General features: G+C 45.8%; 22 protein-coding genes. 10 read left to right on the top strand and 12 right to left on the bottom strand.

The genetic code is table 11. The features are described 5' to 3' along the window. Positions 1 to 2 precede the first annotated feature (2 nt). Positions 3 to 632, bottom strand: coding sequence for an ADP-ribose diphosphatase (nudF, locus tag BTO10_RS08750; RefSeq protein WP_105024322.1), 630 nt, complete (start codon positions 630 to 632; stop codon positions 3 to 5). 227 nt (positions 633 to 859) lie between these two features. Here nudF and tolC point away from each other — a divergent pair, with 227 nt between their 5' ends. Next, on the top strand, positions 860 to 2,179 hold the full coding sequence (tolC, locus tag BTO10_RS08745; RefSeq protein ID WP_105024321.1) for an outer membrane channel protein TolC: 1,320 nt from the start codon (positions 860 to 862) through the stop codon (positions 2,177 to 2,179). Positions 2,180 to 2,268: 89 nt separating this feature from the next. On the opposite strand, the gene hldE is transcribed toward tolC, so the two are convergent. The 3 genes from hldE to BTO10_RS08730 all read right to left on the bottom strand — a co-directional run bounded on the left by hldE (position 2,269) and on the right by BTO10_RS08730 (position 8,299). Continuing rightward, positions 2,269 to 3,699: a bifunctional D-glycero-beta-D-manno-heptose-7-phosphate kinase/D-glycero-beta-D-manno-heptose 1-phosphate adenylyltransferase HldE gene (hldE, locus tag BTO10_RS08740; RefSeq protein ID WP_048658013.1), complete on the bottom strand. Its 1,431-nt coding sequence runs from the start codon at positions 3,697 to 3,699 to the stop codon at positions 2,269 to 2,271. Between the two features lie 120 nt (positions 3,700 to 3,819). Further along, positions 3,820 to 6,669 (bottom strand): bifunctional [glutamate--ammonia ligase]-adenylyl-L-tyrosine phosphorylase/[glutamate--ammonia-ligase] adenylyltransferase, encoded by a 2,850-nt coding sequence (gene glnE, locus BTO10_RS08735; protein ID WP_105024320.1) that lies wholly within the window; start codon positions 6,667 to 6,669, stop codon positions 3,820 to 3,822. A gap of 373 nt (positions 6,670 to 7,042) precedes the next feature. Next, positions 7,043 to 8,299 carry a methyl-accepting chemotaxis protein gene (locus BTO10_RS08730; RefSeq protein ID WP_004740773.1) on the bottom strand — a complete coding sequence of 419 codons (1,257 nt, stop codon included), beginning with the start codon at positions 8,297 to 8,299 and terminating at the stop codon, positions 7,043 to 7,045. Between the two features lie 96 nt (positions 8,300 to 8,395). On the opposite strand from BTO10_RS08730, the gene BTO10_RS08725 reads away from it, so the two are divergent. After that, the gene (locus BTO10_RS08725; RefSeq protein WP_032498675.1) at positions 8,396 to 9,145 is read left to right on the top strand and encodes a potassium channel family protein; all 750 of its coding nucleotides are present in this window, start codon (positions 8,396 to 8,398) and stop codon (positions 9,143 to 9,145) included. A 39-nt stretch (positions 9,146 to 9,184) separates the two neighbouring features. Here the strand turns inward: BTO10_RS08725 and BTO10_RS08720 are convergent, their stop codons facing one another. Next, positions 9,185 to 10,702 (bottom strand): CYTH and CHAD domain-containing protein, encoded by a 1,518-nt coding sequence (locus BTO10_RS08720; RefSeq protein ID WP_105024319.1) that lies wholly within the window; start codon positions 10,700 to 10,702, stop codon positions 9,185 to 9,187. A gap of 207 nt (positions 10,703 to 10,909) precedes the next feature. Between BTO10_RS08720 and BTO10_RS08715 the strand changes: the two genes are divergently transcribed. The 3 genes from BTO10_RS08715 (at position 10,910) to BTO10_RS08705 (ending at position 13,798) form a co-directional block, all read left to right on the top strand. After that, positions 10,910 to 11,590 carry a TIGR00153 family protein gene (locus tag BTO10_RS08715; protein ID WP_008222549.1) on the top strand — a complete coding sequence of 227 codons (681 nt, stop codon included), beginning with the start codon at positions 10,910 to 10,912 and terminating at the stop codon, positions 11,588 to 11,590. A gap of 128 nt (positions 11,591 to 11,718) precedes the next feature. Beyond that, positions 11,719 to 12,981, top strand: a complete 1,263-nt coding sequence (locus tag BTO10_RS08710) for an inorganic phosphate transporter (protein ID WP_105024318.1) — start codon at positions 11,719 to 11,721, stop codon at positions 12,979 to 12,981. Positions 12,982 to 13,186: 205 nt separating this feature from the next. After that, on the top strand, positions 13,187 to 13,798 hold the full coding sequence (locus BTO10_RS08705) for a TIGR04211 family SH3 domain-containing protein (RefSeq protein ID WP_004740777.1): 612 nt from the start codon (positions 13,187 to 13,189) through the stop codon (positions 13,796 to 13,798). A 124-nt stretch (positions 13,799 to 13,922) separates the two neighbouring features. Here the strand turns inward: BTO10_RS08705 and BTO10_RS08700 are convergent, their stop codons facing one another. Further along, on the bottom strand, positions 13,923 to 14,843 hold the full coding sequence (locus tag BTO10_RS08700) for a general secretion pathway protein GspB (protein WP_105024317.1): 921 nt from the start codon (positions 14,841 to 14,843) through the stop codon (positions 13,923 to 13,925). Beyond that, the gene (locus tag BTO10_RS08695) at positions 14,843 to 16,513 is read right to left on the bottom strand and encodes an ExeA family protein (RefSeq protein ID WP_181143970.1); all 1,671 of its coding nucleotides are present in this window, start codon (positions 16,511 to 16,513) and stop codon (positions 14,843 to 14,845) included. The genes BTO10_RS08700 and BTO10_RS08695 overlap by 1 nt, the downstream gene beginning before the upstream one ends. A gap of 36 nt (positions 16,514 to 16,549) precedes the next feature. On the opposite strand from BTO10_RS08695, the gene BTO10_RS08690 reads away from it, so the two are divergent. Then, the gene (locus tag BTO10_RS08690) at positions 16,550 to 17,866 is read left to right on the top strand and encodes a multifunctional CCA addition/repair protein (RefSeq protein WP_105024315.1); all 1,317 of its coding nucleotides are present in this window, start codon (positions 16,550 to 16,552) and stop codon (positions 17,864 to 17,866) included. A gap of 74 nt (positions 17,867 to 17,940) precedes the next feature. Here the strand turns inward: BTO10_RS08690 and BTO10_RS08685 are convergent, their stop codons facing one another. The 3 genes from BTO10_RS08685 to folB are packed head-to-tail and all read right to left on the bottom strand — an operon-like array spanning position 17,941 to position 19,598. Beyond that, positions 17,941 to 18,744 carry an undecaprenyl-diphosphate phosphatase gene (locus BTO10_RS08685; protein ID WP_105024314.1) on the bottom strand — a complete coding sequence of 268 codons (804 nt, stop codon included), beginning with the start codon at positions 18,742 to 18,744 and terminating at the stop codon, positions 17,941 to 17,943. A 15-nt stretch (positions 18,745 to 18,759) separates the two neighbouring features. Further along, positions 18,760 to 19,242 (bottom strand): 2-amino-4-hydroxy-6-hydroxymethyldihydropteridine diphosphokinase, encoded by a 483-nt coding sequence (folK, locus tag BTO10_RS08680; protein WP_004740782.1) that lies wholly within the window; start codon positions 19,240 to 19,242, stop codon positions 18,760 to 18,762. Beyond that, the gene (gene folB / locus BTO10_RS08675) at positions 19,239 to 19,598 is read right to left on the bottom strand and encodes a dihydroneopterin aldolase (RefSeq protein ID WP_004740783.1); all 360 of its coding nucleotides are present in this window, start codon (positions 19,596 to 19,598) and stop codon (positions 19,239 to 19,241) included. The genes folK and folB overlap by 4 nt, the downstream gene beginning before the upstream one ends. Before the next feature lie 138 nt (positions 19,599 to 19,736). Here folB and plsY point away from each other — a divergent pair, with 138 nt between their 5' ends. Next, positions 19,737 to 20,333: a glycerol-3-phosphate 1-O-acyltransferase PlsY gene (gene plsY / locus BTO10_RS08670; RefSeq protein ID WP_004740784.1), complete on the top strand. Its 597-nt coding sequence runs from the start codon at positions 19,737 to 19,739 to the stop codon at positions 20,331 to 20,333. A 43-nt stretch (positions 20,334 to 20,376) separates the two neighbouring features. Here plsY and BTO10_RS08665 read toward each other — a convergent pair whose 3' ends face one another. Further along, the gene (locus BTO10_RS08665; protein WP_004740785.1) at positions 20,377 to 21,192 is read right to left on the bottom strand and encodes an alpha/beta fold hydrolase; all 816 of its coding nucleotides are present in this window, start codon (positions 21,190 to 21,192) and stop codon (positions 20,377 to 20,379) included. Positions 21,193 to 21,298: 106 nt separating this feature from the next. Beyond that, positions 21,299 to 22,315, bottom strand: coding sequence for a tRNA (adenosine(37)-N6)-threonylcarbamoyltransferase complex transferase subunit TsaD (gene tsaD / locus BTO10_RS08660; RefSeq protein WP_004740786.1), 1,017 nt, complete (start codon positions 22,313 to 22,315; stop codon positions 21,299 to 21,301). A 255-nt stretch (positions 22,316 to 22,570) separates the two neighbouring features. On the opposite strand from tsaD, the gene rpsU reads away from it, so the two are divergent. The 3 genes from rpsU (at position 22,571) to dnaG (ending at position 25,126) form a co-directional block, all read left to right on the top strand. After that, positions 22,571 to 22,786, top strand: a complete 216-nt coding sequence (gene rpsU / locus BTO10_RS08655) for a 30S ribosomal protein S21 (RefSeq protein WP_004396009.1) — start codon at positions 22,571 to 22,573, stop codon at positions 22,784 to 22,786. 25 nt (positions 22,787 to 22,811) lie between these two features. Then, on the top strand, positions 22,812 to 23,255 hold the full coding sequence (locus BTO10_RS08650) for a GatB/YqeY domain-containing protein (protein ID WP_004740787.1): 444 nt from the start codon (positions 22,812 to 22,814) through the stop codon (positions 23,253 to 23,255). A 119-nt stretch (positions 23,256 to 23,374) separates the two neighbouring features. Further along, entirely contained in the window at positions 23,375 to 25,126 is a 1,752-nt protein-coding gene (gene dnaG / locus BTO10_RS08645) for a DNA primase (RefSeq protein ID WP_004740788.1), read from the top strand. Positions 25,127 to 25,138: the final 12 nt, after the last annotated feature.

Raw genomic sequence — 25,138 nt, 5'->3', positions numbered from 1 at the left:
CGTTAAGCTACCCACTCTGACTGTAATTCTTGGTAGTTCAATTGTAGCCACTGCAGCGCAATGATTGTGGCCCCATTTTCAAACATACCATCTTTAACCAGTTGATAAGCCGCTTCACGACTCATCACTTGTACACGAATATCTTCACCTTCGTAATCCAACCCGTGTACCCCTTTGGCTGTCGTGGCATCGACACAACCAACAAAAACATCAAGCCTCTCTGAACAGCCGCCTGATGAAGGGTAATACGAAGTGATAGGCAGCACAGATCCGACTTCGACTCCTGCTTCTTCCATCGCTTCACGACGAGCCACATCTTGTGGTGATTCATCGGTATCAATAATCCCGGCAACAATTTCGTATTGCCACGGATGCTCATGCTCGAGAGCACCAACACGGATCTGTTCGACGATCACGACTTCGTCACGCACGGGATCATAAGGTAACAAAGCGGCAGCATGACCACGTTCAAACATTTCACGCTCAATTGGTTGGCTCCAACCTCCCTCAAACAGCTTATGCTTAAATGTGTACTTAACCATTTTAAAAAAACCACGAAACAGCGTCTCTTTTGAGACTATTTCCACATCTTGCGGAGTAAACTCATGTCGTTGATTGTCAGACTGTTGCATTTGGTACCTCACTAAGTGATCTTTATAGTTTACTCATTGTCCGAGTTAACTACCAAGGATAAGGTTCAACTTTTTATATAAAACTTACAATTAAAGTTAAGTTTTAAAAATAAAATATTGCACAAGTGGACAGTTAAATGTAAAAAAGTGCAAAGTTTCGAGTAAATTACCACCAAACTGGGTTAAACTCTTTTAAAGAAAATTCTATTAAAGGCAGGAATAGGAAAATGAAAAAACTGCTTCCACTATTTATCAGTGCAGCAATTGGTAGCCTGAGTTCATCGGCTTTCGCTGACACGCTAGCTGAAGTTTATGACCAAGCAAAACAGAACGACCCACAGCTTCTTCGTTCAGCAGCGCAGCGCGATGCCGCTTTTGAAGCAGTAACGTCAAGCCGTAGCTCTTTGTTACCGCAAATTAATCTAAATGCAAATTACGATATCAACCGTGGTGACAAAAATGATGAAAGCAATGACAACAATCAATGGAATGTTGGCATTGGGTTTAGCCAAGAGCTATACCAACGCTCTTCATGGATCACTCTAGATACCGCAGAGAAGTCGGCTCGCCAGGCTGATTCAGCATACGCGGCAGAACAACAAGCGTTAATTCTAAGAACAGCGACAGCTTACTTCGACGTACTTCGAGCTCAAGACAACCTAGAGTTTGTTCGTGCAGAAAAAGCAGCCGTTGCTCGTCAGCTTGAGCAAACTAAGCAGCGCTTTGAAGTAGGTCTTTCTGCAATTACCGATGTACATGATGCGCAAGCTCAGTACGATGGCGTTTTAGCAGATGAAGTATTGGCAGAGAACACACTGACTAACAGCTACGAAGGTTTACGTGAAATCACAGGCCAAGAGCACTCAGAGCTGAGCATCCTAGATACTGACCGCTTCTCTGCAAGCAAGTCCTCAGAATCAGCGGCAGCGCTTGTTGAACAGGCTGAGCAAAAGAACCTTAGCCTACTAGCTGCACGTATCTCTCAAGACGTAGCAAAAGACAACATATCTCTAGCAAGCTCTGGTCACCTACCAAGCCTAACATTAGATGGCAACTATGGACTTGGAGAACAAACTAACAGCTCGACCAGCGCTCTAGATTACGATGCTGATAACCTGAATATTGGTTTGAACTTAGTTGTACCGCTATACTCGGGTGGTAGCACAACTTCTTTGACTAAACAGGCTGAATACAACTACGTTGCAGCAAGTGAAGATCTAGAAGCAACTTACCGTAGCGTTGTTAAAGACGTACGTGCCTTTAACAACAACATCAGTGCTTCAATTGGTGCTCTACGCGCTTACGAACAATCAGTTGTTTCTGCTCAATCAGCTCTAGAGGCGACGGAAGCAGGTTTCGATGTAGGTACTCGTACTATCGTTGACGTACTAGACTCAACTCGCCGTCTGTACGATGCGAACAAGAACCTTTCAGATGCTCGTTACAACTACATCCTAAGTGTACTTCAGCTACGTCAAGCCGTTGGTACGCTAAGCGAGCAAGACATCATTGATGTAAACGCAGGTCTAAAAGTCGCAAGCAAGTAATTCTAAATTACGCTAGCTACAGCTACAAAAATGCCGCTCATTGAGCGGCATTTTTATTATCCATTAAACTGGGTAGCCAGAGCTAAAAATTAGCCTCGACCACCTTTGATTGCTTTAATAATTTCAGTTGTCGAACAACCATCTTCAAAGTTAAGTACTTTAACTTCACCACCCGCAGCAATCACTTCCGCACCACCAGCGATCTCTTCAGGTTTGTAGTCACCACCTTTTACCAAAATGCTTGGTAGCACTTCAGAGATCAAACGTTGAGGTGTGTCTTCAGAGAAAGGAACAACCCAATCAACCGCACCTAAACCTGCCAATACCGCCATACGACGATCGGTAGGGTTCACAGGGCGACCTGGACCTTTCAAACGCTTAACAGACTCGTCGGTATTAACCGCAACGATCAAACGATCTCCAAGTTCAGCCGCGTGGTTCATGTAAGAAACATGGCCGGCATGCAGAATATCAAAGCAGCCATTGGTCATAACCACTTTCTCGCCTTTGGCACGAGCGCGCTTCACCGCTTCAACCAGTGCCGCTTCCGAGATCACGCCGTAGTCTGTATCTTGGCTGCCGTGAATCGCCTCCGCTAGTTCAATTGTCGACAAGGTTGATGTGCCTAGCTTACCAACTACAACACCTGCGGCAGCATTTGCTAATGCACACGCTTCATCTAATGGCTTGCCTGCAGCAACAGAAGCAGCAAGAACGGAAATAACCGTATCACCAGCACCAGTCACGTCATACACTTCTTTCGCTTGAGTTGGCAGGTGGAATGGCGCCTGACCTTTGCGAAGCAACGTCATACCATTCTCACTGCGAGTCACCAATAAGGCTTCAAAGTCATACTTTTCGATCAAGGCGATGCCCTTCTCGATTAGATCTTCTTCTGACTTAACCTTACCAGCAACGAGCTCGAACTCAGCCATATTTGGCGTAAGTAAAGTCGCACCACGGTAGCGCTCTAAATCAGCACCTTTTGGATCGATGAATACTGGGACATTCGCTGCACGTGCTTTTTGAATGAAGCTCTGTACATGCTCTAATGCACCCTTCGCGTAATCTGACAAGATCACCGAGCGCACATTTGGCAGCGCTTGCTCCATACGAGATAGAATAAGCTCTGGATTGGTGTTTTCAAATTTGTCTTCAAAATCAAGACGAATCAACTGCTGACCACGGCTCATCACTCGTAGTTTGGTGATGGTCGGGTAGTCTTCTAACTCAACAAAATCACACTTAACCTTCAGCGCACCTAAGGTATTTTTCAACACCTCAGCTGGTTCATCTTTACCAGTTAAACCAACAACATGAGCATGACCGCCAAGCGAAGCAATGTTCATTGCTACGTTAGCAGCACCACCAGGGCGCTCCTCGTTATTTTCTACTTTTACCACAGGCACTGGTGCTTCTGGTGAAATACGGCCAGTTGGACCATACCAGTAACGATCAAGCATGACGTCACCGACAATAAGAACACCTGATTGGCTGTAGTCAGGTAGAATTGGTTTCATTGTTGAGCTCCAAAAATCGAATCTGGCTAGAGTCTAGCACACTGATTACAGTGGCTAAACCATAGAAAAATGAGTAAAGCCTATCTCGATAGGCACTGTGATAGTTAAGCGCAAGACAAGTTACGCTTCCATCCACTGCTTCCATGCTTGAACCACATGTTCTCTTTCCATTCCGAACTTATCAATCGCCACATCCGCGTCTAGGTTGAGGAGATTACGGTGATGTATTTCATCGCGTAGCGTTGTGTATGCATGAGTCAATGCCATGCCTTGTTGCTCATCCATGATTCCTTGTGATAACAAGCTCTCAAAGATTCTGACATTGTCACACCAACGTGTCAGTTTTGGCTTCTCGTGGCTGTAGCGTAACACCAAGTATTGCGCCAAAAACTCAACATCAGTAATACCACCAGCGTCTTGTTTGAGCATGAATCGATTGGCTTTTTTTCCGCCAAGGTGGTCGCGCATTTTTTCTCGCATATCCACCACCTCTTTTTTCAACGTGGCTTCATCACGTGGCAGACACAACACCTCATGACGTGTTTTATTGAATGCGGAAGCCAATTGCTCATCACCGTAGATCATACGAGCTCGAGTCAGTGCTTGATGCTCCCATGTCCATGCATCGTTATGTTGATACTCATCAAAGGCATCGGTTGGACTAACCAACAAGCCCGAAGCTCCCGATGGACGCAAGCGAGTATCGACTTCATACAGGATCCCCGACGCGGTTCTAGTCGAGAATATATGAATAATACGCTGCGCCAACCTAAGATAAAATTGGCGGCCATCAATCTCTTTCTTACCATCAGTATAGATGTGTACCGGGCAGTCGTGCATAAACACAATATCGAGGTCTGAGTTGTAACCTAGCTCCCAGCCGCCCACTTTACCGTAGCCGACAACCGCAAAGCCGCGACCTTCACGGTCTTTAAGGTGAATAGGCTCACCAAACTTAGCCGACACCTGTAACCAAGCTTGGTTTACGCCAGCTTCAACAATCGCTTCCGCTAAGTAAGTCAGGTGATCACTCACCTTCATAACTGGCAGCACACCCGCTATATCAGCCGCGGCAATTCTCAGGATACAAGTCTGCTTAAACTGACGCAGGCCTTCCATCTGCTGCTCCATGTCGTCTTCAGGAATACGAGCAAGGTAATCACGTAATTCTGTCTTATAAGACTCCAGTGGTACTGGATTATAGAGCTGTTGAGGGTCGATAAGTTCATCTAACAAAATTGGGTAACGTCCAAGCTGTTCTGAGATCATTGGGCTCGCCGTACATAAACGAACAAGTTGAGTCAACGCGGCAGGATGCTCATCGAGCAACTCTAGATAAGTGGTACGCGTGACGATTTTATGCAGTAGATGCAGTACACGCGATAAGCCAAACTCAGCGTCTTTAGCGGTATACAAGGCCTGAAAGACTTTCGGCATCAGTCGATTGAGAACTTCACGTCCACGCGGGCCAAGAGTTTTCTTAGCGATATCCGCTTTAAATTGAATGATGGTCTTCGCCGCTTCTGGTGGGTTGGCGATAGCAATATCATGCTGCAATACATGCTCGATAACATCCGGCTTGTGGGCCATATCCCACAACTCGCTGAAGTGACTCGCGATTGGATTAGCGTCCTCTTCATCAATCCCAATCAGCTCTTCGAATACACTATGTACATTCGCCATATGGGTTCTAGTTGCAGTAATCAAACTCTCCCAATCATTGAATTGCATAGCAACCGCAAGCTGAAGTTGTTCAAACTCGCCATCCGGTAGTGTCTGGGTTTGCTTGTCTGCCATCGCCTGTAACAAGTTCTCTAGACGACGTAAAAATAGGTAAGCATCGCGCAGGTCAGCTACTTCTTGCGGTTCTAGGAGATGCAGAGAGTCAATGGCAGTTAAGGTCTCTAAAAGCCCTCGCCCACGTAGGCTAGGCTCACGGCCACCACGAATCAGTTGAAAGACTTGTGCTATGAACTCAACCTCACGAATACCGCCTGAGCCGAGCTTGATATTATTGGATAAGCCACGACGACGTACTTCACTGCTGATCATCGATTTCATGCGGCGCAGAGATTGAATCGCGCTGAAATCGATATAACGACGGAATACAAACGGGCGTAGCATCTTGCGCAGCTCTTGATATTCTGGGTACATCTCACTGCCCATTACGCGTGCCTTAACCATGGCGTAGCGTTCCCAGTCTCGCCCTTGTTCTTGGTAGTAATCTTCTAGTGCAGCGTAACTCATTACCAAGGGACCACTCTCACCAAACGGACGCAGGCGCATGTCGACTCGGTAACAGAACCCATCAAAGGTTTGTTGATCGAGTGCTTTGATAATACGTTGCCCTAAGCGGGTGAAGAACTGCGCATTAGCGATACTGCGTCTTGCTCCTTGGGTTTCACCGTTTTCAGGATAGGTAAAAATAAGATCGATATCAGAAGAAAAGTTGAGCTCACCACCACCAAGTTTGCCCATGCCAATGATAAGCATCGGTTGTGCTTCACCTTGTTCATTACAAGGTGTGCCCCATTCTTTACAGCAAATATCGTACTGCCATTGATAGGTCTCGAAGATCATCGCTTCTGCCAACATAGAGAGATGGCTTAAGCTCTGCTCAAGCTCCCAAGAGCCCATAAAGTCACGCCATGCAATATAGGTCATTTCTCGGTTGCGGAATTGACGCAGCACTCGCTGGCCGCTCATTTCGTCTGTGCAACCAGAAAGCAGCTCAGCCAATCGTCCACGATACCCTTCTGCACGCTCCTCACATTCCAACATATCCGGTAGAGTCGTCGATAAGGTCGTGTCACGTTGTAAGCAATCACCAATAAAGCAGCTTAATCCTAAGACGCGTTTAAGGTCTTCAATTAGCGGCTCTGGCCAAGCATTAATGGCTTCACTTTGGTGCTCTAATAATTGCTCATAAGCTGACTGCGAATGAGTGACGAGTTGAGGAGGCAATGGCATGTTTCTTCCTTGTATAAGCTGCGCGCGAACAATTAATTTATCGGTTCAGTTTTTCAATAACGAGTTTTCATAGCTAATACCAATCACAGTAAGTAAGTGTTCAGAGATAGCGTAGGAAAAAAGCTTGAGAACAAGGCTGGATTTTTCGATAAGTAGTTATTCTACATTCAAAAATTCTAACGCTGTTATCGAGATTTTTAACAAGCTAGGGTGACCAGTTATTTACTACGATTGGTATAAGATAAGTTATACCAAAGTTACGCTAATAAAAAACGCCCACATAAGTAATGTGGGCGTTTTATCGGTTAACTTATCGAGTTAGACCTTTCTCTCTAGAAAACAGGCACTAACAACGGGGACTGAGCAAGTAACGCTATACCTTAAATTGCTTAATCTTACCGTCCAGTTCTTCTGCATTACTTTGCATGATTTGAGAAGTTTCTAGCAGCTCACCGACCACTACAACCGAAGCTTCAACAAGCTCACGAACATTGGTCAGGTTAACACTCATCTCTTCCGCAACGCTGCTCTGCTGGCCTGCAGCCGTAGCAATCTGGAAATTCATGTCATTGATTTGGTTCACTTGGCTTACGATACCGTCAAGCTCAGAGCCAGCATTAGTCACCAGATCTACACCTTCAGCCGCTTCAACAACACTCTTTTCCATCAGCTCTACCGCAGAGTTAGCACTGCTTTGTAGATGACTGATCATATCTTGAATCTCGACAGTTGCTTGCTGAGTGCGCTGTGCAAGGTTACGAACCTCATCAGCAACCACAGCAAAACCACGACCAGCTTCACCTGCACGCGCTGCTTCAATCGCTGCGTTTAGTGCCAATAGGTTGGTTTGTTCTGAAATGCCTTGGATAGTACCGACAACGCTACCGATTGAATCAACGCGCTCTTCAACTTGGTTTACCGCTGCTGCAGATGCTGCGATATCTGAAGAGAGTTCACTCATCTTAGATACAGAGCCCTGAACGAACTTCTGCCCCGTCAATGCTTGGCCTGATGCTTGTTCAGTAAGAGAAGAAGCGCTTTGTGCATGTTCAGCAACCGTTTGAACGGTAGAGGTCATTTCACTCATTGCCGTTGCCAGTTGGTCGATCTCGTTAAACTCTTCTTGAGCAGACTCTTTGGTCTCTGACATGCTGATGGTCATCACTTCTGTTAGAGCAAATAGCTCATCAGAAGAAGCCAATTGAGCTTTCACCATATCGTGTAGCTGCACTCGTGTTTTTTCTAGCTCACGTGCTACATCGCCGTACTCATCTTTACAATCCATGTGAATCGGCACAGATAGGTTTTTGTCTGCCATCGTTTTGATAGCATCACTGAGGTATTGAGTTTGACGCAGCATCACACGAGCCGCCGCTAATAGAAGAACCACAAACACAATGATCATCAAGCCTGTCTGCCAAGCGACTTGAACTAGGTAAGTCTCGTAATGCTGCTGTGCAACCTGAGCATTGTTCGTTGCAGCAAGCAATGAATCGTAAAACGTGCTCGCATCCCATAACTGCTTAGAAATGATCAAGATGGTACTGAACACCATTAGCATGATCATTTTCGGAACGAGACGAATATCAGAGATTACCCTTTCCCACGGCTTGAATGACAGTTTAGTCATTGTCAGTTCTCCATTAACTCTTATATATTGATGGCTTCTATACCCGCGAGATGGCTGATTTACTCAGGTTCGCGATTTATTTTGAGCCTCGTATGAATGTTAAATAGTATCAAAGACACACCTAAGCCGATGAGCTTATTATCACTGATTCTCTCTTTCTTAGCGTTATTTGTGATCTCTGGCTTGTTGTTTGCGCCGATTGATAAAGAATCGAAACAAGTCCTTATCGGCCTCGATTTTATAATCTGTAGTGTTTTTCTTTTTCAGCTCACGATTGATCTATTCAGATCACAAAATAAGAAAGAATACCTCAAAGTACACTGGATCGATTTCTTGGCAAGCATCCCAATGATCGAGCCGCTCCGTTTCGCTCGTATTTTTCAAATTCTGCGAGTCATCTTGGTTCTGCGTTCGAGCAAACGTATTTTCAGAGAGTTGTTTCGCAATAGGAAAGAAACCACTTTCGCTTCCATCATTCTGCTTTTGGTGATCTTACTGACGATCGGGGCTGGCACGATCCTGCTATTGGAACACAAAGATCCTAATGCCAATATCACGACTGGCCATGATGCATTATGGTGGGCTTTCGTCACCATCAGTACGGTTGGCTATGGTGACCACTATCCAGTAACCACTGCAGGTCAGTTAATCGCGTCAATTGTGATCATCTGTGGGGTTGGCGTGTTTGGTATGATCTCAGGTCTAATCACCTCGCTAATTACCGAGCCAACCGACCTTCAAAACCAACAGTTAGAAAACAAAGAACGCAAACTGGATAAGATTTTAGAACAGCAACAACAGATACTTGAACGGCTCGAGTCGCTTGAACGACAGACAAAAAAATAGGGCCGAAGCCCTATTTAACAATGGATATTAGTGTCGAGACTAGTCTTGCCAGTATGGCTCAACTTCAACACTGATTTGGCGAGTCTGCTCCATCGCATGCAGAATCGAAACTTCTTGTCGAGCAAGCCAACGTTCTAACTGGTCCTTCTCGTCACCTTCTAACTTTTCAGTGAGTGGCTCTAAGGTTCGCAGCATCAGCAAATCGTCAATACCTTGCACCATGTCTGCCCAAGGTAAACGGAAGCTATTACGCTCATCGTCATCGTACAAGCTCGCAAAGCCAACACCAGAGTAAAGGTTACGCATCAAACGATACTGCTGGTCGATGTAGGCTTGGCTCGTCATCACGCGCTCTGGTGGAAAGGCTTCCATCAGCTCCGCCCAGGTACGGTCAAGCTGCTTCACAGAGAACCATTCAATTCCGCGTCCCATTTGCTCACGCGCTTTGTCGTCCAAGAATGGCTGCCAGCCTCGGGTAAGAATCCACCGGCTTAAATCAAGCAAAAGACCGGTGTAGCGAGCAGAGCTCAATAGAGTCAGTAACTCTTCACGATCTGGCAATTGCTCTTGCATCTCTTTTAGCTCTGCCACTAAGAACTTACGAGCATCAAGCTTACGCAGAACGTGGCCTTTATCTTCTAGTAAATCCTCAAAATGATCATAGCTTTTCAGCCAATCTAACTCTTGCTCTAGCCATTTCAGCTCTTGGCGTAAAATGGCGCTGGCACGTCTTGGCACAATGCCGCCATAAATGGTGAAAGTCTGGCGGATAAAGCTCAATGAATGGCTGATCTCATGAAGGGCTTCAATCGATTGACGCTCGGTGAAAATTTGCTCGTGATAATGCCAATGAGCGAGAGCATGCTCTAAAGATTGAATGAAACACGATTCAACGGTATCAGTTTTGTCAGTATCAACTAAGGTCAAAGGAGTAACTTCATCGCCTTGATAACCTTGAGCAAGTCGGTAACCCTTAGCAGCTTTGCTTAAGTTACCTAAGCGCATACCACCTTGTTCGCAGAATTGGCGAGACAGTGTAAACAGAGCATCCGTTTGACCGGATTTAAGTTCGAGTTCAACCTCGCAAATCGGCTCTTGCTGATCGCCTGATTCAACGAAACCTTGGTCAAAGGCAACCTCAACTTGGCTACCATCAGGCATACCAATCAGCCACTGCTCTCGTGTGAAGTTAGTAGAGAAGAGTGGAGTAAGCTCGGCTTCCAGTGTTTCGATGTCTTTACCTTCAGGCCAGATATCTTCTGGATGCAAGGCAAGCTTAGGCTGATTGCTGTCGTGTTCTGCATTGTATTCAGGCCTTTGGTGTAGACCTGCAACAACGCGACCAGCTGTCTTTACCGTTTGTACAAATACGTCATCAAAGCGTCGAATGCGCAAGCCGGTATCGTGCTTGCGTAGCCAGTTGTCAGGGGTGTCAAAGTAGATGTTACCTAGCTCACGACAACTGTGCTGAAGTACTTTAGTTTCAGCAATTTTATTGCGTAAAGTCTCTGAAAAGTCAGGAGAAACAAAAAACTTCAGTTCTATCTCGGTTTCCATAGTTATACCTTTCTGTGAAGATAGGGACAGGATATTGCCAATTTTCAAAGTCGGCAAGTCAGAAATATCACCCTTATGATGATCTAAAACAGTTTTAATGAGAGATTGATTAGGTTAACATGCGCGACTTTGTAGCCATCGCTTAACATTTCACCATGAATATGGTGTATGTTGTTTTAAGGTTATTATTTATTAGGTTGGATGACCATGCCAGTAAATACAATTATGGGGTTATTTGCAAAGTCCCCAATTAAACCTTTGCAGCGTCACGTAGTATGCGTGAACGAATGTTGTTCTCACCTAGTTAATTTCTTTGAAGTTTCTTCAAAGGGTGACTGGGAAAAAGCAGCTGAAATTCGAGCTCAGATTTCTCACCTTGAGAAAGAAGCTGACGTACTAAAACGTGAAATTCGCCTTAAACTTCCTCGTGGTTTGTTTATGCCTGTTGATCGCACCGACATGTTGGAGCTATTAACTCAGCAAGACAAACTAGCAAACCTAGCGAAAGACATTGCTGGCCGTGTATATGGCCGTCAACTTGTCATTCCTGCTCCTCTACAAGAAAACTTCATCGCTTACGTTAAACGTTGTCTAGATGCAGCGAACCAAGCACAAAACGTAATCAATGAACTAGACGAATTACTTGAGACTGGCTTTAAAGGCCGCGAAGTAACACTCGTTGCTGAAATGATTCATCAATTAGATGTAATTGAAGATGACACGGATGCGATGCAGATCGAACTACGCCAACAACTAATGGCGATTGAAGGCGATCTGAATCCAGTTGATATCATGTTCTTATACAAAATTCTTGAATGGGTTGGTGGTATTGCAGATCAAGCACAGCGTGTAGGCGCTCGTCTTGAAGTAATGCTTTCTCGATCTTAAATCATACGTTAACCATATAACGAAGAGCATTTTTTGAACAAACCACTTATGCGTTGAGTATTTCTCTCGCTGAGCGGTTTTTTGCGTCTAAATTTGTTCCGCTTGTTATCAAACAACTAGGTATTACGATGGATATCCTTGCTAACTACGGCACTGTCCTGATTATTGTTGCAGCAGCTTTCGGTTTCTTGATGGCTATTGGTATTGGTGCAAATGACGTTGCGAACGCAATGGGCACCTCAGTAGGCTCTAAAGCTCTAACCGTTAAACAAGCGATCATTATCGCAATGATCTTTGAATTCGCTGGTGCATATCTTGCCGGTGGCGAAGTTACCGATACGATCCGTAAAGGTGTTATCGAGACGTCTCTATTCGCACATCAACCAGACGTACTTGTATTCGGTATGATGTCAGCGCTTCTTGCTGCTGGTACATGGTTACTTCTAGCTTCATACATGGGCTGGCCTGTTTCTACTACTCACTCAATCATCGGTGCAATCATCGGTTTCGCTTGCGTATCTGTAGGTACTGAAGCGGTAGACTGGGGCAGCGTTCAAGGTATCGTGGGTAGTTGGATTATTACTCCTGTCATCTCTGGTTTCTTCGCTTACGTTATCTTTGTGAGTGCTCAGCGACTGATTTTTGATACTGAGAACCCACTATTCAACGCTAAACGTTTCGTTCCTGTGTACATGTTCATCACAACGATGGTAATTGCACTGGTAACAATCAAGAAAGGTCTTAAGCACGTTGGTCTTCACCTAAGCAACACTGAAGCATGGGTTTGGGCTGCAGGCGTATCTGCTGTTGTAATGATTGGTGGTTACCTATACATCCAGAAGAAATTCGCTAACCGCGAAGAAGACCACGGCTTTGCTGGTGTTGAAGGCATCTTCTCTGTACTAATGGTTATCACAGCTTGTGCGATGGCATTCGCACACGGCTCAAACGACGTTGCAAACGCGATTGGTCCACTGTCTGCTGTTGTATCAACGGTTGAGCACATGGGCGAAATCACAGGTAAGAGTACTATCGCATGGTGGATTCTTCCTCTAGGTGGTTTTGGTATCGTGGTTGGTCTTGCAACTCTTGGTCATAAGGTAATGGCAACAGTTGGTACTGGTATCACTGAACTAACACCAAGCCGTGGCTTTGCAGCGCAACTTGCTACAGCATGTACGGTTGTTCTAGCATCAGGTACTGGTCTTCCAATCTCTACGACACAAACACTAGTTGGTGCGGTATTGGGTGTTGGTTTTGCTCGTGGTATCGCGGCACTGAACTTAGGTGTTGTACGTAATATCGTAGCTTCGTGGATTGTGACGCTGCCAGCAGGTGCTCTACTTGCTGTTGTGTTCTTCTACGGTATTCAGGCTATGTTTAGCATGTAATTGCCACTGCGTTAGGTAATGCTAGCGTCAGAGTTATGTGAGCTTCAGTAACGATATGTAAATGCCATGTCATTATTGCCTCAAACGCACAGAAAGGGAGGCTTTGCCTCCCTTCTTTGTTGCACCGCATAAAGAAACTAAATATTATTTGCTCATTGAGGCTGACTCATCCGCCTACCCAACTTGAATCGTTAAGGGATTTACTGTGAAAAAACTGATTAGCTTAGTTTTGTTCGCAATGCTTGCGGCTCCAGCTGCCTTTGCACAAGACCGTTATATTGCTGACAAACTATTTACTTATATGCATTCTGGCCCAAACAACACCTACCGTATCATCGGCAGTGTTGATGCTGGTGAGAAGATCACTTACCTGCAAGCAAACAAGAGCACAGGTTACACTCAGATCCAAGACAACCGTGGCCGTAAAGGTTGGGTTGAGAGCAAATTTGTAAGCACAAGAGAGAGCATGGCTCTGCGCATGCCTAAGCTTGAAAAAGAGCTGACGGAAGTGAAAACTAAGCTGGCTAATGCACGTCAAACGGCTGACAGCGAAAAGGCAGGCCTAGCAAGTTCTCTAGATTCTCGTAATAAGCAGATTGCTGAACTTGAGCAGAACTACAGCGAGATTAGCCAACAGCTAACAAGCTCTCAAACAGAAAACCGTGAGCTACGCGCTAAGCTAGACACGCAGAAAGATGACCTATTATTGAAGTACTTCATGTACGGTGGTGGTGTTGCAGGTATCGGTCTACTTCTAGGCCTTGTTCTGCCACACATCATTCCTCGTCGTAAAAAGTCACCAAACGGCTGGGCGTAAGCGTTTCGTTTGACTGTTTTGCGTTGAACAAAGTAAATTCAATATCGAACACCAAAAAGGAGCACCTAAGTGCTCCTTTTTATTTATCTCAGCATTTTATCAAAGTACTTGCTGTAGCCTTAGGTTAGCCCTTCCACTCATACAAAGCAGGAATTTCTATCTTCTGCTGGTTAAATTCAACAACTACAGATTGCGGCTTTATCTCTAGCAATTGCACATCGTTGCCAATCCAATCTCCCTGCGACACCTCTTGCCCATTCACTTTAACCCAACGCTTGTTCTCACTGCTTGAGTACATATGGGTTTGCAAGTCGAGCTTAGGTAATACACCAGACAAACTTTTAACGTGATTTTCGAGCTCAATAACTTGAGGTTCCATCTGGCTTGCTGGTCGCGAATCCATTGGCTCAGGCTCATTTGGCTGCTGTTCCATAATCGCTTCTAGCTTCAATGCTAAGTCAGGCGGTAACTCGGTCAAGTCTAGCCCTTGTAGTAGATCGCTGTCTGATTGCTGATAATTACTTTCATTGCTGACACCAGGTTCAACTTTCGGCTCAACGAATGACAGCTCCGAATCATCGGCCGTTCGCGCACTGCTCTCGGCAGTGACTACCGGTACGGTAACTCCACTAGAAAAGTTAGTGCTGTCAGAATTAACCTGAGCATAAACCTCTTGGCGAGGTAACGATTTTAGCGTCTTGCCGGTCGGCGCTGGACGCACCACAAATAGAGGCTCATCTTCGACTTCTTCTTCAACATTCAAATCAGCCGTTTCGATATCTTTGGCTTGAACAGGCTGGGTCTCTGATTCTAAACTCGAACTAATAGTAGCTTGGTTAACCGTTTGCTGTTGATAGTAAGATTGATACACCAAGGCACCACCTACCAATAGAGAAGGCACAAGTAAAACAAGCAACCCCATAGCCAACGACGAACCGCGTTTGTTGCTTATACCCTTAGCAGAACTCGGCACTTGATGGTTTTGGTAGCCCTTGAAGCTAGATTTGTCTGGGGACTGATTCAACTCATGCATAATGCGTGACATTAGCTCGCTCCTCCGCTTAATGACATTAACTTAGGAGAATCTAGCTGAGCTAATCTTTGTAACCTCGCTAAAGTTCGTTGACCAGCAATACCGTCGACCGACATGCCCTGCCAAGTTTGAAATGCTTCGACTTTCATTTTTAATTCGTAATCAAATACATCACTACCAGATACAACCTCTCCAAGAACCTCAGAAAGCAACAAATCAAGCAAAGCGACAGCTTCACCCTGATAGCCCTCTTTCAACGTCTCTCGCAGCGGCTGTTTCCAAATCGCGACATAATCGCCATGCCAAACCTTCTCTAGAGACTGCTTCGGCATGACTAACAGTTTTTCATTCACCAGTAACTCGACAGCGTCTTGTGATGCACCATAAAGCACCGCAAACACTGGCTCTTGCTCTACATCTAGGTTCAATACCACAGGAACGCCTAACTCTAGAAGGTGATCTAAGCTTGCTTGTTGTTGCTCACATACGAACACGCTTTGTGGCTCGCTCAGACATAAACCGTCACGTAGGGATGATTGGTATCCCCAAAGCGTATATAAGTCCTTGATCGCCAGTGAACGGTTAGTTCCTTGCATCAAGTGTTGCTGAATATGTGCTGGCAATGCGAACTTGTCTATCTCAGGCTCAACAACCACCTTAGGCATATCTGCGACTAACGACCGCTGCACCTTTGCTGAGCTTAATGCTTGGGCTTCATTCGAAGGCTGGATTGTTAGCCACGAATCAATGTAGGTTGGAGCGAAGTGAAAGGTCGCCATCGCAAGCGCGACACTCAAGGTAGTAGCACTCGCGTATTTAACTAGTTTTGGTAGCGCGCTCGCTACTCGAGGTTTATCGACATGGTAAACCTCGGCTTGAAAAGCCATGATCTGCTGACACGCTTTGTTGACCATGTCATTGCTCGGCGTTGGCTCTCCATCATGAAACGCTAGCTGCAGCGCCTTATCACACACCAAGTTAATCAATCTTGGAATACCATGAGTATATTGAGCAATCAGCTTAACGGAACGATTCGAAAACAGCATCTGCTCGCCACCAGCCGTCTCTAAACGAAACGCGATGTACTTAACGGTCTCTTGAATGTTGAGCGGCAACAAATGGTAGCGTCCCGTAATACGCTGAGCTAGTTGGCGCAATTGCGTAGTCTGCAGGTGCTGTTGTAATTCAGGTTGACCAACCAGCAATACTTTTAATAGCTTGCGGCTGTCAGTTTCCAAGTTCGTTAAAAGGCGTAGCTGCTCCAAAACATCAGCAGCTAAGTGCTGAGCTTCATCTATCACCAATAAGGTTTGAATACCTTCCGCATGGCTATCCAATAAGAAATAGTGAATCGCCTGACTCAGTTGCTTGAGTGATGCCTGCTGCGGATAGTCGATCTCGAACTCATCACAGATAGCTTCAAGCAAATCAGTATTGGAAAATGTAGGGTTGAGTATAAGGCCAGCTTGAGTGTGGCTATCAAGAGAAGACAACATCGCCTTAGCGACCGTTGTTTTACCGGTTCCCACCTCACCAGTGAGCATTGCAAAGCCCCCACCCTCGCCTAAACCAGCTTGCAGGTTCTGCATCGCCTCTTGGTGGCGCTGACTCAAAAACAAGTAGCGAGAATTTGGTACAATCGAAAATGGCATCTCAACGAAGCCAAAATATTCCTTATACATGTGCTGCCCTATAATTACGATTAATGGAAAGTACCATTGCTTGCCGTAAAGTCCAGCAGTGATAAAACATTTCGAGGTGATAAGTTGCAAATATACGATAGCCTACCAAAAGAGAATGGGCTACAGCGCTATCTAGTCGGTGGAGCGGTGCGCGATAAGCTACTCAATATTGATAGCTACGATAAAGATTGGGTGGTGGTCGGCAGTACGCCTCAAGAGATGGAAAGCCTTGGCTTCACTGCGGTAGGTAAAGATTTCCCAGTATTCTTGCACCCCAAAACCAAGGAAGAGCATGCACTGGCGCGCACAGAAAGAAAATCAGGCTCTGGTTACACAGGCTTCGAATGTTACTTCGCGCCAGATGTGAGCCTAGAAGAAGATCTCACGCGTCGCGATCTAACGATCAACGCCATCGCTCAAGATGATGCCGGCAACCTTCACGATCCTTACCACGGCCAGCAAGATCTCTCCGATCGTATTCTTAGACACGTATCCGATGCCTTTGTTGAAGATCCGCTTCGAGTACTGCGAGTTGCGCGCTTCGCTGCCAAGCTTCACCATCTCGGCTTTACCGTCGCACCGGAAACCATGGCCATGATGGCGACGATCGTTGAATCTGGAGAACTTGCTCACCTTACTGCTGAACGAGTGTGGCAAGAGTGGCACAAATCACTCAGCACGCCACATCCGGAAGTGTTCCTATCAGTGTTGAGAGAGTGCGGTGCATTAGCGGTTGTTTTGCCAGAGATTGACGCTCTATTTGGTGTTCCTCAACCGGAAAAGTGGCACCCTGAAATCGACACGGGTATCCATACTCTGATGGTGGCTCAGCAAGCAGCGCTATTAAGCCCATCACTGCCGGTACGCTTTGCCGCTCAAGTGCATGACTTAGGTAAAGGCGTGACACCACAAGCTGAATGGCCAAGCCATAAGATGCACTGCCACACAGGTGTTAAGATCATCAAGAAACTGTGTGAGCGAGTGAGAGTGCCCAATGAATTCAGAGACCTCGCACTATTAGTGTGTGAGCAGCACTCAAACATTCATCGTGCAGGCGAGCTCAAGCCGACAACTTTCCTTAAAGTTCTCAACAAGTTCGATGTTTGGCGCAAACCAGATCGCCTTAACGACATCTTGCTTTGTTGCCAAGCTGACCACGCTGGTCGCAAAGGGTTAGAAGATCAGCCTTACCCTCAAAAGGCTCGTTTTGAAGCGGCCTATCAAGCGGCGCTGCAAGTTGAAGTAAAAGCAATTATTGCCGATGGCTTTAAAGGTAAAGATATTCGAGAAGAGCAAGAGAAGCGCAGAGCAGTAGCCATTGAAGGCGCGCTATCAGAACTCACTCATAGTTGATCTTCAATCTGTTAGTAAGCACGTATTAAAAAGCCCGCAGTTAAGCGGGCTTTTTCAATTCTACGACGAGACTGTTACTGCATCATTAAGAAAGCAAACAGACCACAACCTAGGATTAGGCGGTAGATAACAAACGGTGCCATGCCCATACGTGAGATAAGCTTCAAGAAGAAGTGAATACAGATGTAAGCGCTGATGAAAGACACCGCAATACCTGTTAGCAATGTGCCCACATGGATTGGGTCGCCACTGGTCACCAGCTTAAGGCCTAAGTAACCACCAGCTAAAGTGATGATTGGGATAGACATTAGGAAAGAGAATCGAGCTGCTGCTTCACGAGTAAAGCCAAGGTAAAGTGCTGCTGTAATCGTGGCGCCTGAACGTGACGTTCCTGGGATAATCGCCATTGCTTGAGCAAGACCAATAAACAACGCTTTTTTCCAGCCCGCTTGGTACTCATCATCACGTAGGCTTGAGTTCTTATCTACCCACCACAACAACAGACCAAAGACGATTGTCGTTGTCGCAATCACCCATGCACTACGCAGGTAAAGCTCAACAATGTCCTTCATTAACAGGCCAAAGATACATGCAGGAATCGTCGCAAGGATGATCATCCATGCCAATTTCGCTTCTTTGCTGCGGTCGCCCTTAAATACTGAGCCGAAGAATGCGCTCAACAACGAAATCACTTCTTTACGGAAATAGATCACGACCGCGGCCAGAGTACCGACATGGACCGCGACATCAAAAGCTAAACCCTGATCTTCCCAGCCTAAAACCGCTGATGGAAGGATCAAGTGTGCCGAACTGGAAATAGGTAAAAACTCAGTAAAGCCTTGCACCAACGCCAATATAAACGCTTCAAAATAACTCATTACTTACCTTTAAAATTATAGTTTTATATCTACGACAGAGAGCGAGTCTAGTTGCTGCATCTTCTGCCATATTTCACTGACGGTTCTTCCGTCTTGCGGGATCACTCTCGCAGGACAAAGATCATAAAGTGGTTGTGTTACAAAAGGATATTTATAGATATCACTGCGCGGTAACTCTGGAGCAGACTCAGATATCTCATCGCCAAACAGTACAATATCAAGATCCAAATTTCGATCCTGAAGTTTGTGTGCATCTTGCGCACGCCCCCATTTGTACTCAATTTTACGAAGTTCTTGTGAAAATTCAGTCAATGAAAGTGGCGTGTCGAGCTCTATCACAAAGTTATAAAATGGATGGCTATTAAAACCAACAGGCTCACAGTGATAGATTTTAGAGCATTTAAGGTTAGTCCCTAACGATTGAAGCTCTGTCCATGCCACCCTTGCATGCTTGTCGCGGTCTATATTCGTGCCAACACCAACATAGGCGATGGTCATACTTGACCTCGTTCGATGATCACACCCACCGCTTTTGCTTGAGGAACCGCACCAGGCTTCGCTAGGTGGATTTTAACCCAAGGAACAGAGAACTGAGTCATAATAAGCTCTGCGACTTCTTCAGCAACACGCTCTACTAGTAGAAAACGGCCATTCGCAATGTGATCAAGTACTGCTGTGCTCACTTTCGAATAATCCAAAGCATCAACCACATCATCACTCTTGCCTGCTGGGCGGTTGTCATGAGCCATTTCAATATCAAGCACCAGTTTCTGTTTGATCTCTTGTTCCCAATCGTAAACACCGATCGTTGTAATTACTTCTAGCTTCTCAATGAAAACTTTATCCAGTGCCATGACTTGTCCTTTTAGAGGTCGGATACCCAAATTTGGGAAAAAAACGTATTATTTGCGTAATTCGAGATATGATATCAATTACTCTTGGATTGAGCATTATTTTCCCATCGTTAGGCGTATAACCGTTAAAGGACAGACATGACCCCATTGGCACTTATCATGATCATTGCTGCCTATTTGCTAGGTTCAATCTCTAGTGCGGTCTTGATATGCCGAGTCTTAAGGCTTCCAGATCCCAGAACGGTGGGCTCCAACAACCCAGGTGCGACCAATGTATTACGTGTCGGTGGCAAAGGCGCAGCAGCAGCAGTATTACTCTGTGACATGTTAAAAGGCACCATTCCAGTCTGGCTTGGTTACTTTCTCGGTATCGACTCAATCATCTTAGGTGTCGTTGCGATTGCAGCTTGCCTTGGCCATATGTACCCGATCTTTTTCCACTTTAAAGGTGGTAAAGGCGTCGCAACGGCACTCGGTGCTATCGCGCCAATTGGATTCGACTTAACCGGAATGATCATGGCAACTTGGCTAGTAGTCGCACTTTTGTTTCGATACTCGTCTCTGGCTGCATTGGTGACCGTGCTGCTTGCCCCTTTCTACGCTTGGTTAGTCAAACCTCAATACACCTTACCCGTGGCCATGCTATGTTGCTTGATCGTGCTGCGCCATCACCAGAACATCCGCCGCCTACTGGACGGCAGTGAACCAAAACTCGGACAAAAAAAATCGGCTTAACCTAAATTTAAAGTTAAGCCGATAGTTTTAACGGGTAGGAAGCCTACAGCAGGTGCTTACCTAAAAACTCTTTCAACATGGTGTTTACAAACTCAGGCTGCTCTAGCGAGCTAATATGTCCTGCGCCAGGGATCACCACTAATTCACTACCCGAAATACAATCATGCATCAGGTAAGATTCAAGTACTGGGCGTGGTTTGTCTTCTTGGCCGACAGCAACCAATACAGGTAGCGCAAAGTTCTCAATCGTTTCAATCATGTCACGACGTCCAAACACCATACGACCAATTCGAGCGACTTGTTCTGCTTGCTCGCCCTGTAATGCCGATAGCTGTTGAGTAAAGCCTTCAACCAAAGCTGGCGTGTTAGTTTGTGCATCATTAGCAAAGAACAGTGGCACAACCGCTTCAACAATCGGTTGAGGAACCATCTTAGTTTGAGAAATGGTGTCTAGCATGCTGAAGTACTTCGCGTGTGCGACTTCTGGCTCTAAGCCAACGAAAGTGTCCATCAGCACCAAAGATTTGATACGTGACGGTGCTAGCTCCGCAAGCTCGGTGCCCCACATACCACCAACCGATAAACCCACCATAGAAAACTCTTCGATGTTTAAATGGTCAAGTAGTGCCAGAACATGTTGAGCGTAGTCTTTTAGGTTGCCCATTGCGCTCGGTGCCGCTTGAGACTCACCATGAGACCAAAGCTCAGGCACAATACAACGGTACTGAGATTTTAATGCTTCAACCTGTGGTTTCCACATCGCACTATCCCAAAGGTAGCTGTGTCCTAGAACAACAACTGGGCCTTCGCCTTCATCTAGGTACGCCATCGATTGATTATCTATAGTGAACTTGTTCATCTTCTTCCCTAATCTCTATCAGCAATAATTTATCGACATATAGTCGGTAAGCTAAGATATAAAAACGGCCGCACTAGGCGACCGTTTATCGAAACATTTTGATGTCTTACGCAATTGGCTCTAATTGGTCAATCGGCCAACGCGGTGTGGCTTGAACTGAAAGGTCTGCAGTCTCACCATTTTTCAGGCGCTGCATACCGGCATAAGCGATCATCGCACCGTTATCAGTACAGAACTCAGTGCGCGGGTAGTAAACCTCGCCGCCAATTTTCTTAGCAAGTGCTTCAAGTTCAACACGCAGTTGTTTGTTTGCACTTACGCCACCAGCAATCACTATACGTTTCATGCCCGTCTGTTCCAAGGCACGCTTACACTTGATTACCAAGGTACCACAAACCGCCTCTTGGAATGCATACGCGATGTCGGCACGAGTTTGTTCGCTATCGTCGTTGTCACGAATCGTGTTCGCAGCAAAGGTTTTTAGACCAGAAAAGCTCATATCCAAGCCCGGACGATCCGTCATTGGACGCGGAAACTTAAAGCGGCCAGGCGTGCCTTTTTCTGCCAATCGAGATAGCAACGGACCACCAGGGTAATCTAAGCCCATTAGCTTCGCCGTTTTATCAAACGCTTCACCCGCCGCATCATCAATCGACTCACCAAGGATCTTGTATTCACCTATGCCTTTCACTTCTACCATCATGGTGTGACCACCAGAAACAAGCAGAGCGACAAATGGGAATGGAGGCGGGTTGTCTTCTAGCATTGGAGCAAGAAGGTGACCTTCCATGTGGTGAACTGGCACAGCTGGCACGCCCCAAGCGTAAGCAATGCTGCGACCAATCGTTGCACCAACAAGCAGCGCACCAACAAGGCCAGGGCCAGCAGTGTAAGCGACACCATCGATGTCTTTAGAGGTTAGGTTTGCCTCTTTAAGAGCCGCTTTGATTAGCGGAATTGTTTTCTTCACGTGATCACGTGATGCCAGCTCAGGTACTACACCACCATAATCGGCGTGCAGCTTTACTTGGCTGTATAATTGATGAGAAAGCAGGCCCTGCTCATCATCATAAATTGCGATTCCTGTTTCATCACAAGAGGTTTCAATACCAATAATGCGCATAATTTTCTCGGCACGCTTTCGTCTAAAATGGGAAATTAGCGCAATATTACCCTGCCTAAGCTCTTCAAACAAATATTGTACAGACTATAATCGACAAAGTGCTTTACAAAGCCACTCTGATCGGATTAAAATTCCGCACCATTTTTGATCAAGCTGGTTAGAGACCACACTTAATCGAAAGTTGTCTACGGATAATTTTTCTGATTTGGTCATCAGTAGCCAGCGATAATGAATAACCCCTGAGGTGAAAGGCATATGCCAATAGTTAAAGTACGTGAAAACGAACCGTTCGACGTTGCACTACGTCGTTTCAAGCGCTCTTGTGAAAAAGCAGGTATCCTTTCTGAAGTTCGCCGTCGCGAGCACTACGAAAAACCAACTACAGTTCGCAAACGCGCTAAAGCAGCAGCTCAAAAGCGTCACGCTAAGAAGCTAGCTCGCGAAAACGCACGTCGCGTTCGCCTGTACTAATAACTTAATCCATAAGGACTGAGTTATGGCTCTTATTGAACAACTCAAAGAAGAGCAAAAATTAGCGATGAAAGCCAAGGACAAACCGCGCCTTGGCACTATCCGTTTAGCTCTTGCTGCTGTAAAGCAACGTGAAGTCGACGAACAGATTACTCTGAGCGATGACGACATTCTTGCTGTACTAGTAAAAATGGTTAAACAACGTCGCGATTCTGTTGCTCAATATGAATCAGCTGGTCGTCAAGACCTTGCTGAGGTGGAACAAGCAGAAATTGCTGTACTTGAAGGCTTTATGCCTCAACCGCTTACTGAAGAAGAAGTAATCGCACTACTTGATAGCGCAATTGCAGAAGCTCAACCTGCGGGCATGCAAGACATGGGTAAAGTAATGGCTATCTTGAAACCACAAATTCAAGGGCGTGCAGATATGGGTAAAGTTAGTGGTTTAGTTCGTTCTAAACTCGCTTAATCCCAAATCAAATTGCAACAAGCCGTGCAATCCTTCGGAACGCACGGCTTGTTTGTATCTGTAACCCATTCAAACTATTATTATCCACACTATCAGTTAGTGCATTTTTCTAAGGTTTTATGGCAGGACACATCCCGCGTAGTTTCATCGATGATCTCCTAGCGCGTCTCGACATTGTCGACATCATAGACGCACGCGTGAAACTTAAGAAAAAAGGCAAAAACTACGGCGCTTGTTGTCCGTTTCATAACGAAAAGACTCCCTCTTTTAGCGTAAGCCAAGAGAAACAGTTTTATCACTGTTTTGGTTGTGGCGTACACGGCAATGCCATCGACTTCATTATGGAGTTCGAACGTCTTGAATTCGTTGAAGCTATTGAAGAGCTCGCCTCTTTCTTAGGGCTCGATGTTCCAAGAGAACAACGTAGCGGTGAGATCTCTACCGCACCAAGAGCCAACACTGAACAAAAACGTAACCTCTATGATTTGATGGGCGGCATTAGCCAGTTCTATCGTTCTCAGCTAAAAATAGCAGCCAATAAACCTGCGATTGAGTACCTTAAAAATCGTGGTCTATCGGGCGAAATCGTCCAGAAGTTTGGCATTGGTTACGTGGCAGATGAGTGGGACTTAGTTCGTAAGAACTTTGGCCAACAAAAAGAAGCCCAAGACATGCTCGTGACCGGCGGCATGTTGATCGAGAATGATAAAGGCAACCGATACGACCGATTCCGTGGCCGTGTCATGTTCCCGATTCGTGATCGTCGTGGTCGTGTAATTGGTTTTGGTGGTCGTGTCTTAGAAGACGGCACACCAAAATACCTCAACTCACCAGAGACGCCTATCTTCCATAAAGGTAAAGAACTGTATGGCCTTTATGAAGTATTGCAGGCATACCGTGAACCGCCTCAAGTCCTTGTGGTTGAAGGTTACATGGATGTCGTAGCGCTTGCGCAATATGGTGTAGATTACTCGGTGGCTTCACTAGGCACCTCAACAACCGGTGACCACATCCAGATGCTGTTTAGACAAACCAGCACTGTGGTTTGTTGTTACGATGGTGACCGAGCTGGTAAAGAGGCCGCATGGCGCGCTCTAGAAAACGCACTTGAGTACCTGAAAACAGGTAACACACTCAAGTTTCTGTTCTTGCCCGATGGTGAAGACCCAGATAGCTATATTAGAGAACATGGTAAGGCCGCTTTTGAGCAGCTCGTCCAAAATGCAACGCCACTGTCGACCTATTTGTTCGACAACCTGATAGAAATACACAAACTTAACTTGGGAACAACCGAAGGAAAATCGGCACTGCGTGCTCACGCAAGCGCCTTAATTAATAAAATTCCTGACAGTTATTTCCAAGAATTGCTCGAAAAGTTATTGGATGAACGAACTGGATTTGATAACCAACTGAGGCGTGCTCGTGTTCATACACAGAACCCGACACCTCAACCGCATAAAGAGCTCAAGCGAACTCCAATGCGTGAAGTTATCGCTTTGCTTATCCAAAATCCGAGCTATGCTGATATGGTACCGGATTTATCAAGTGTCAAAGGCTTACCATTGCCAGGACTAAGTTTATTCGTCGAAGTACTTGATAAATGCCACGCGCATCCCCATATCAACACCGGCCAGTTATTAGAGCACTGGCGAGATAATAAACATGAGGCTCTTCTGTCTCGTCTCGCGAGCTGGGAAATCCCCCTCGACGAAGACAATCAAGAAGACATATTTTTAGACTCATTGGACAAAATACTTGCCCAGTGCGTTGAAAAACAAATTGAAAACCTGCAGGCCAAAGCAAGAAGTGTCGGTTTATCAGCCGAAGAAAAAAGGGAGCTACTAGCTTTAATGCTAGATCTAAAAGCGTAACCCTGTTTGATT

Source organism: Vibrio chagasii, assembly GCF_002954585.1.
GTDB lineage: Bacteria > Pseudomonadota > Gammaproteobacteria > Enterobacterales > Vibrionaceae > Vibrio > Vibrio chagasii_A.
The sequence above is the reverse complement of the archived record's forward strand: the minus strand, read 5'-3'. Positions and strand labels throughout refer to the sequence as shown.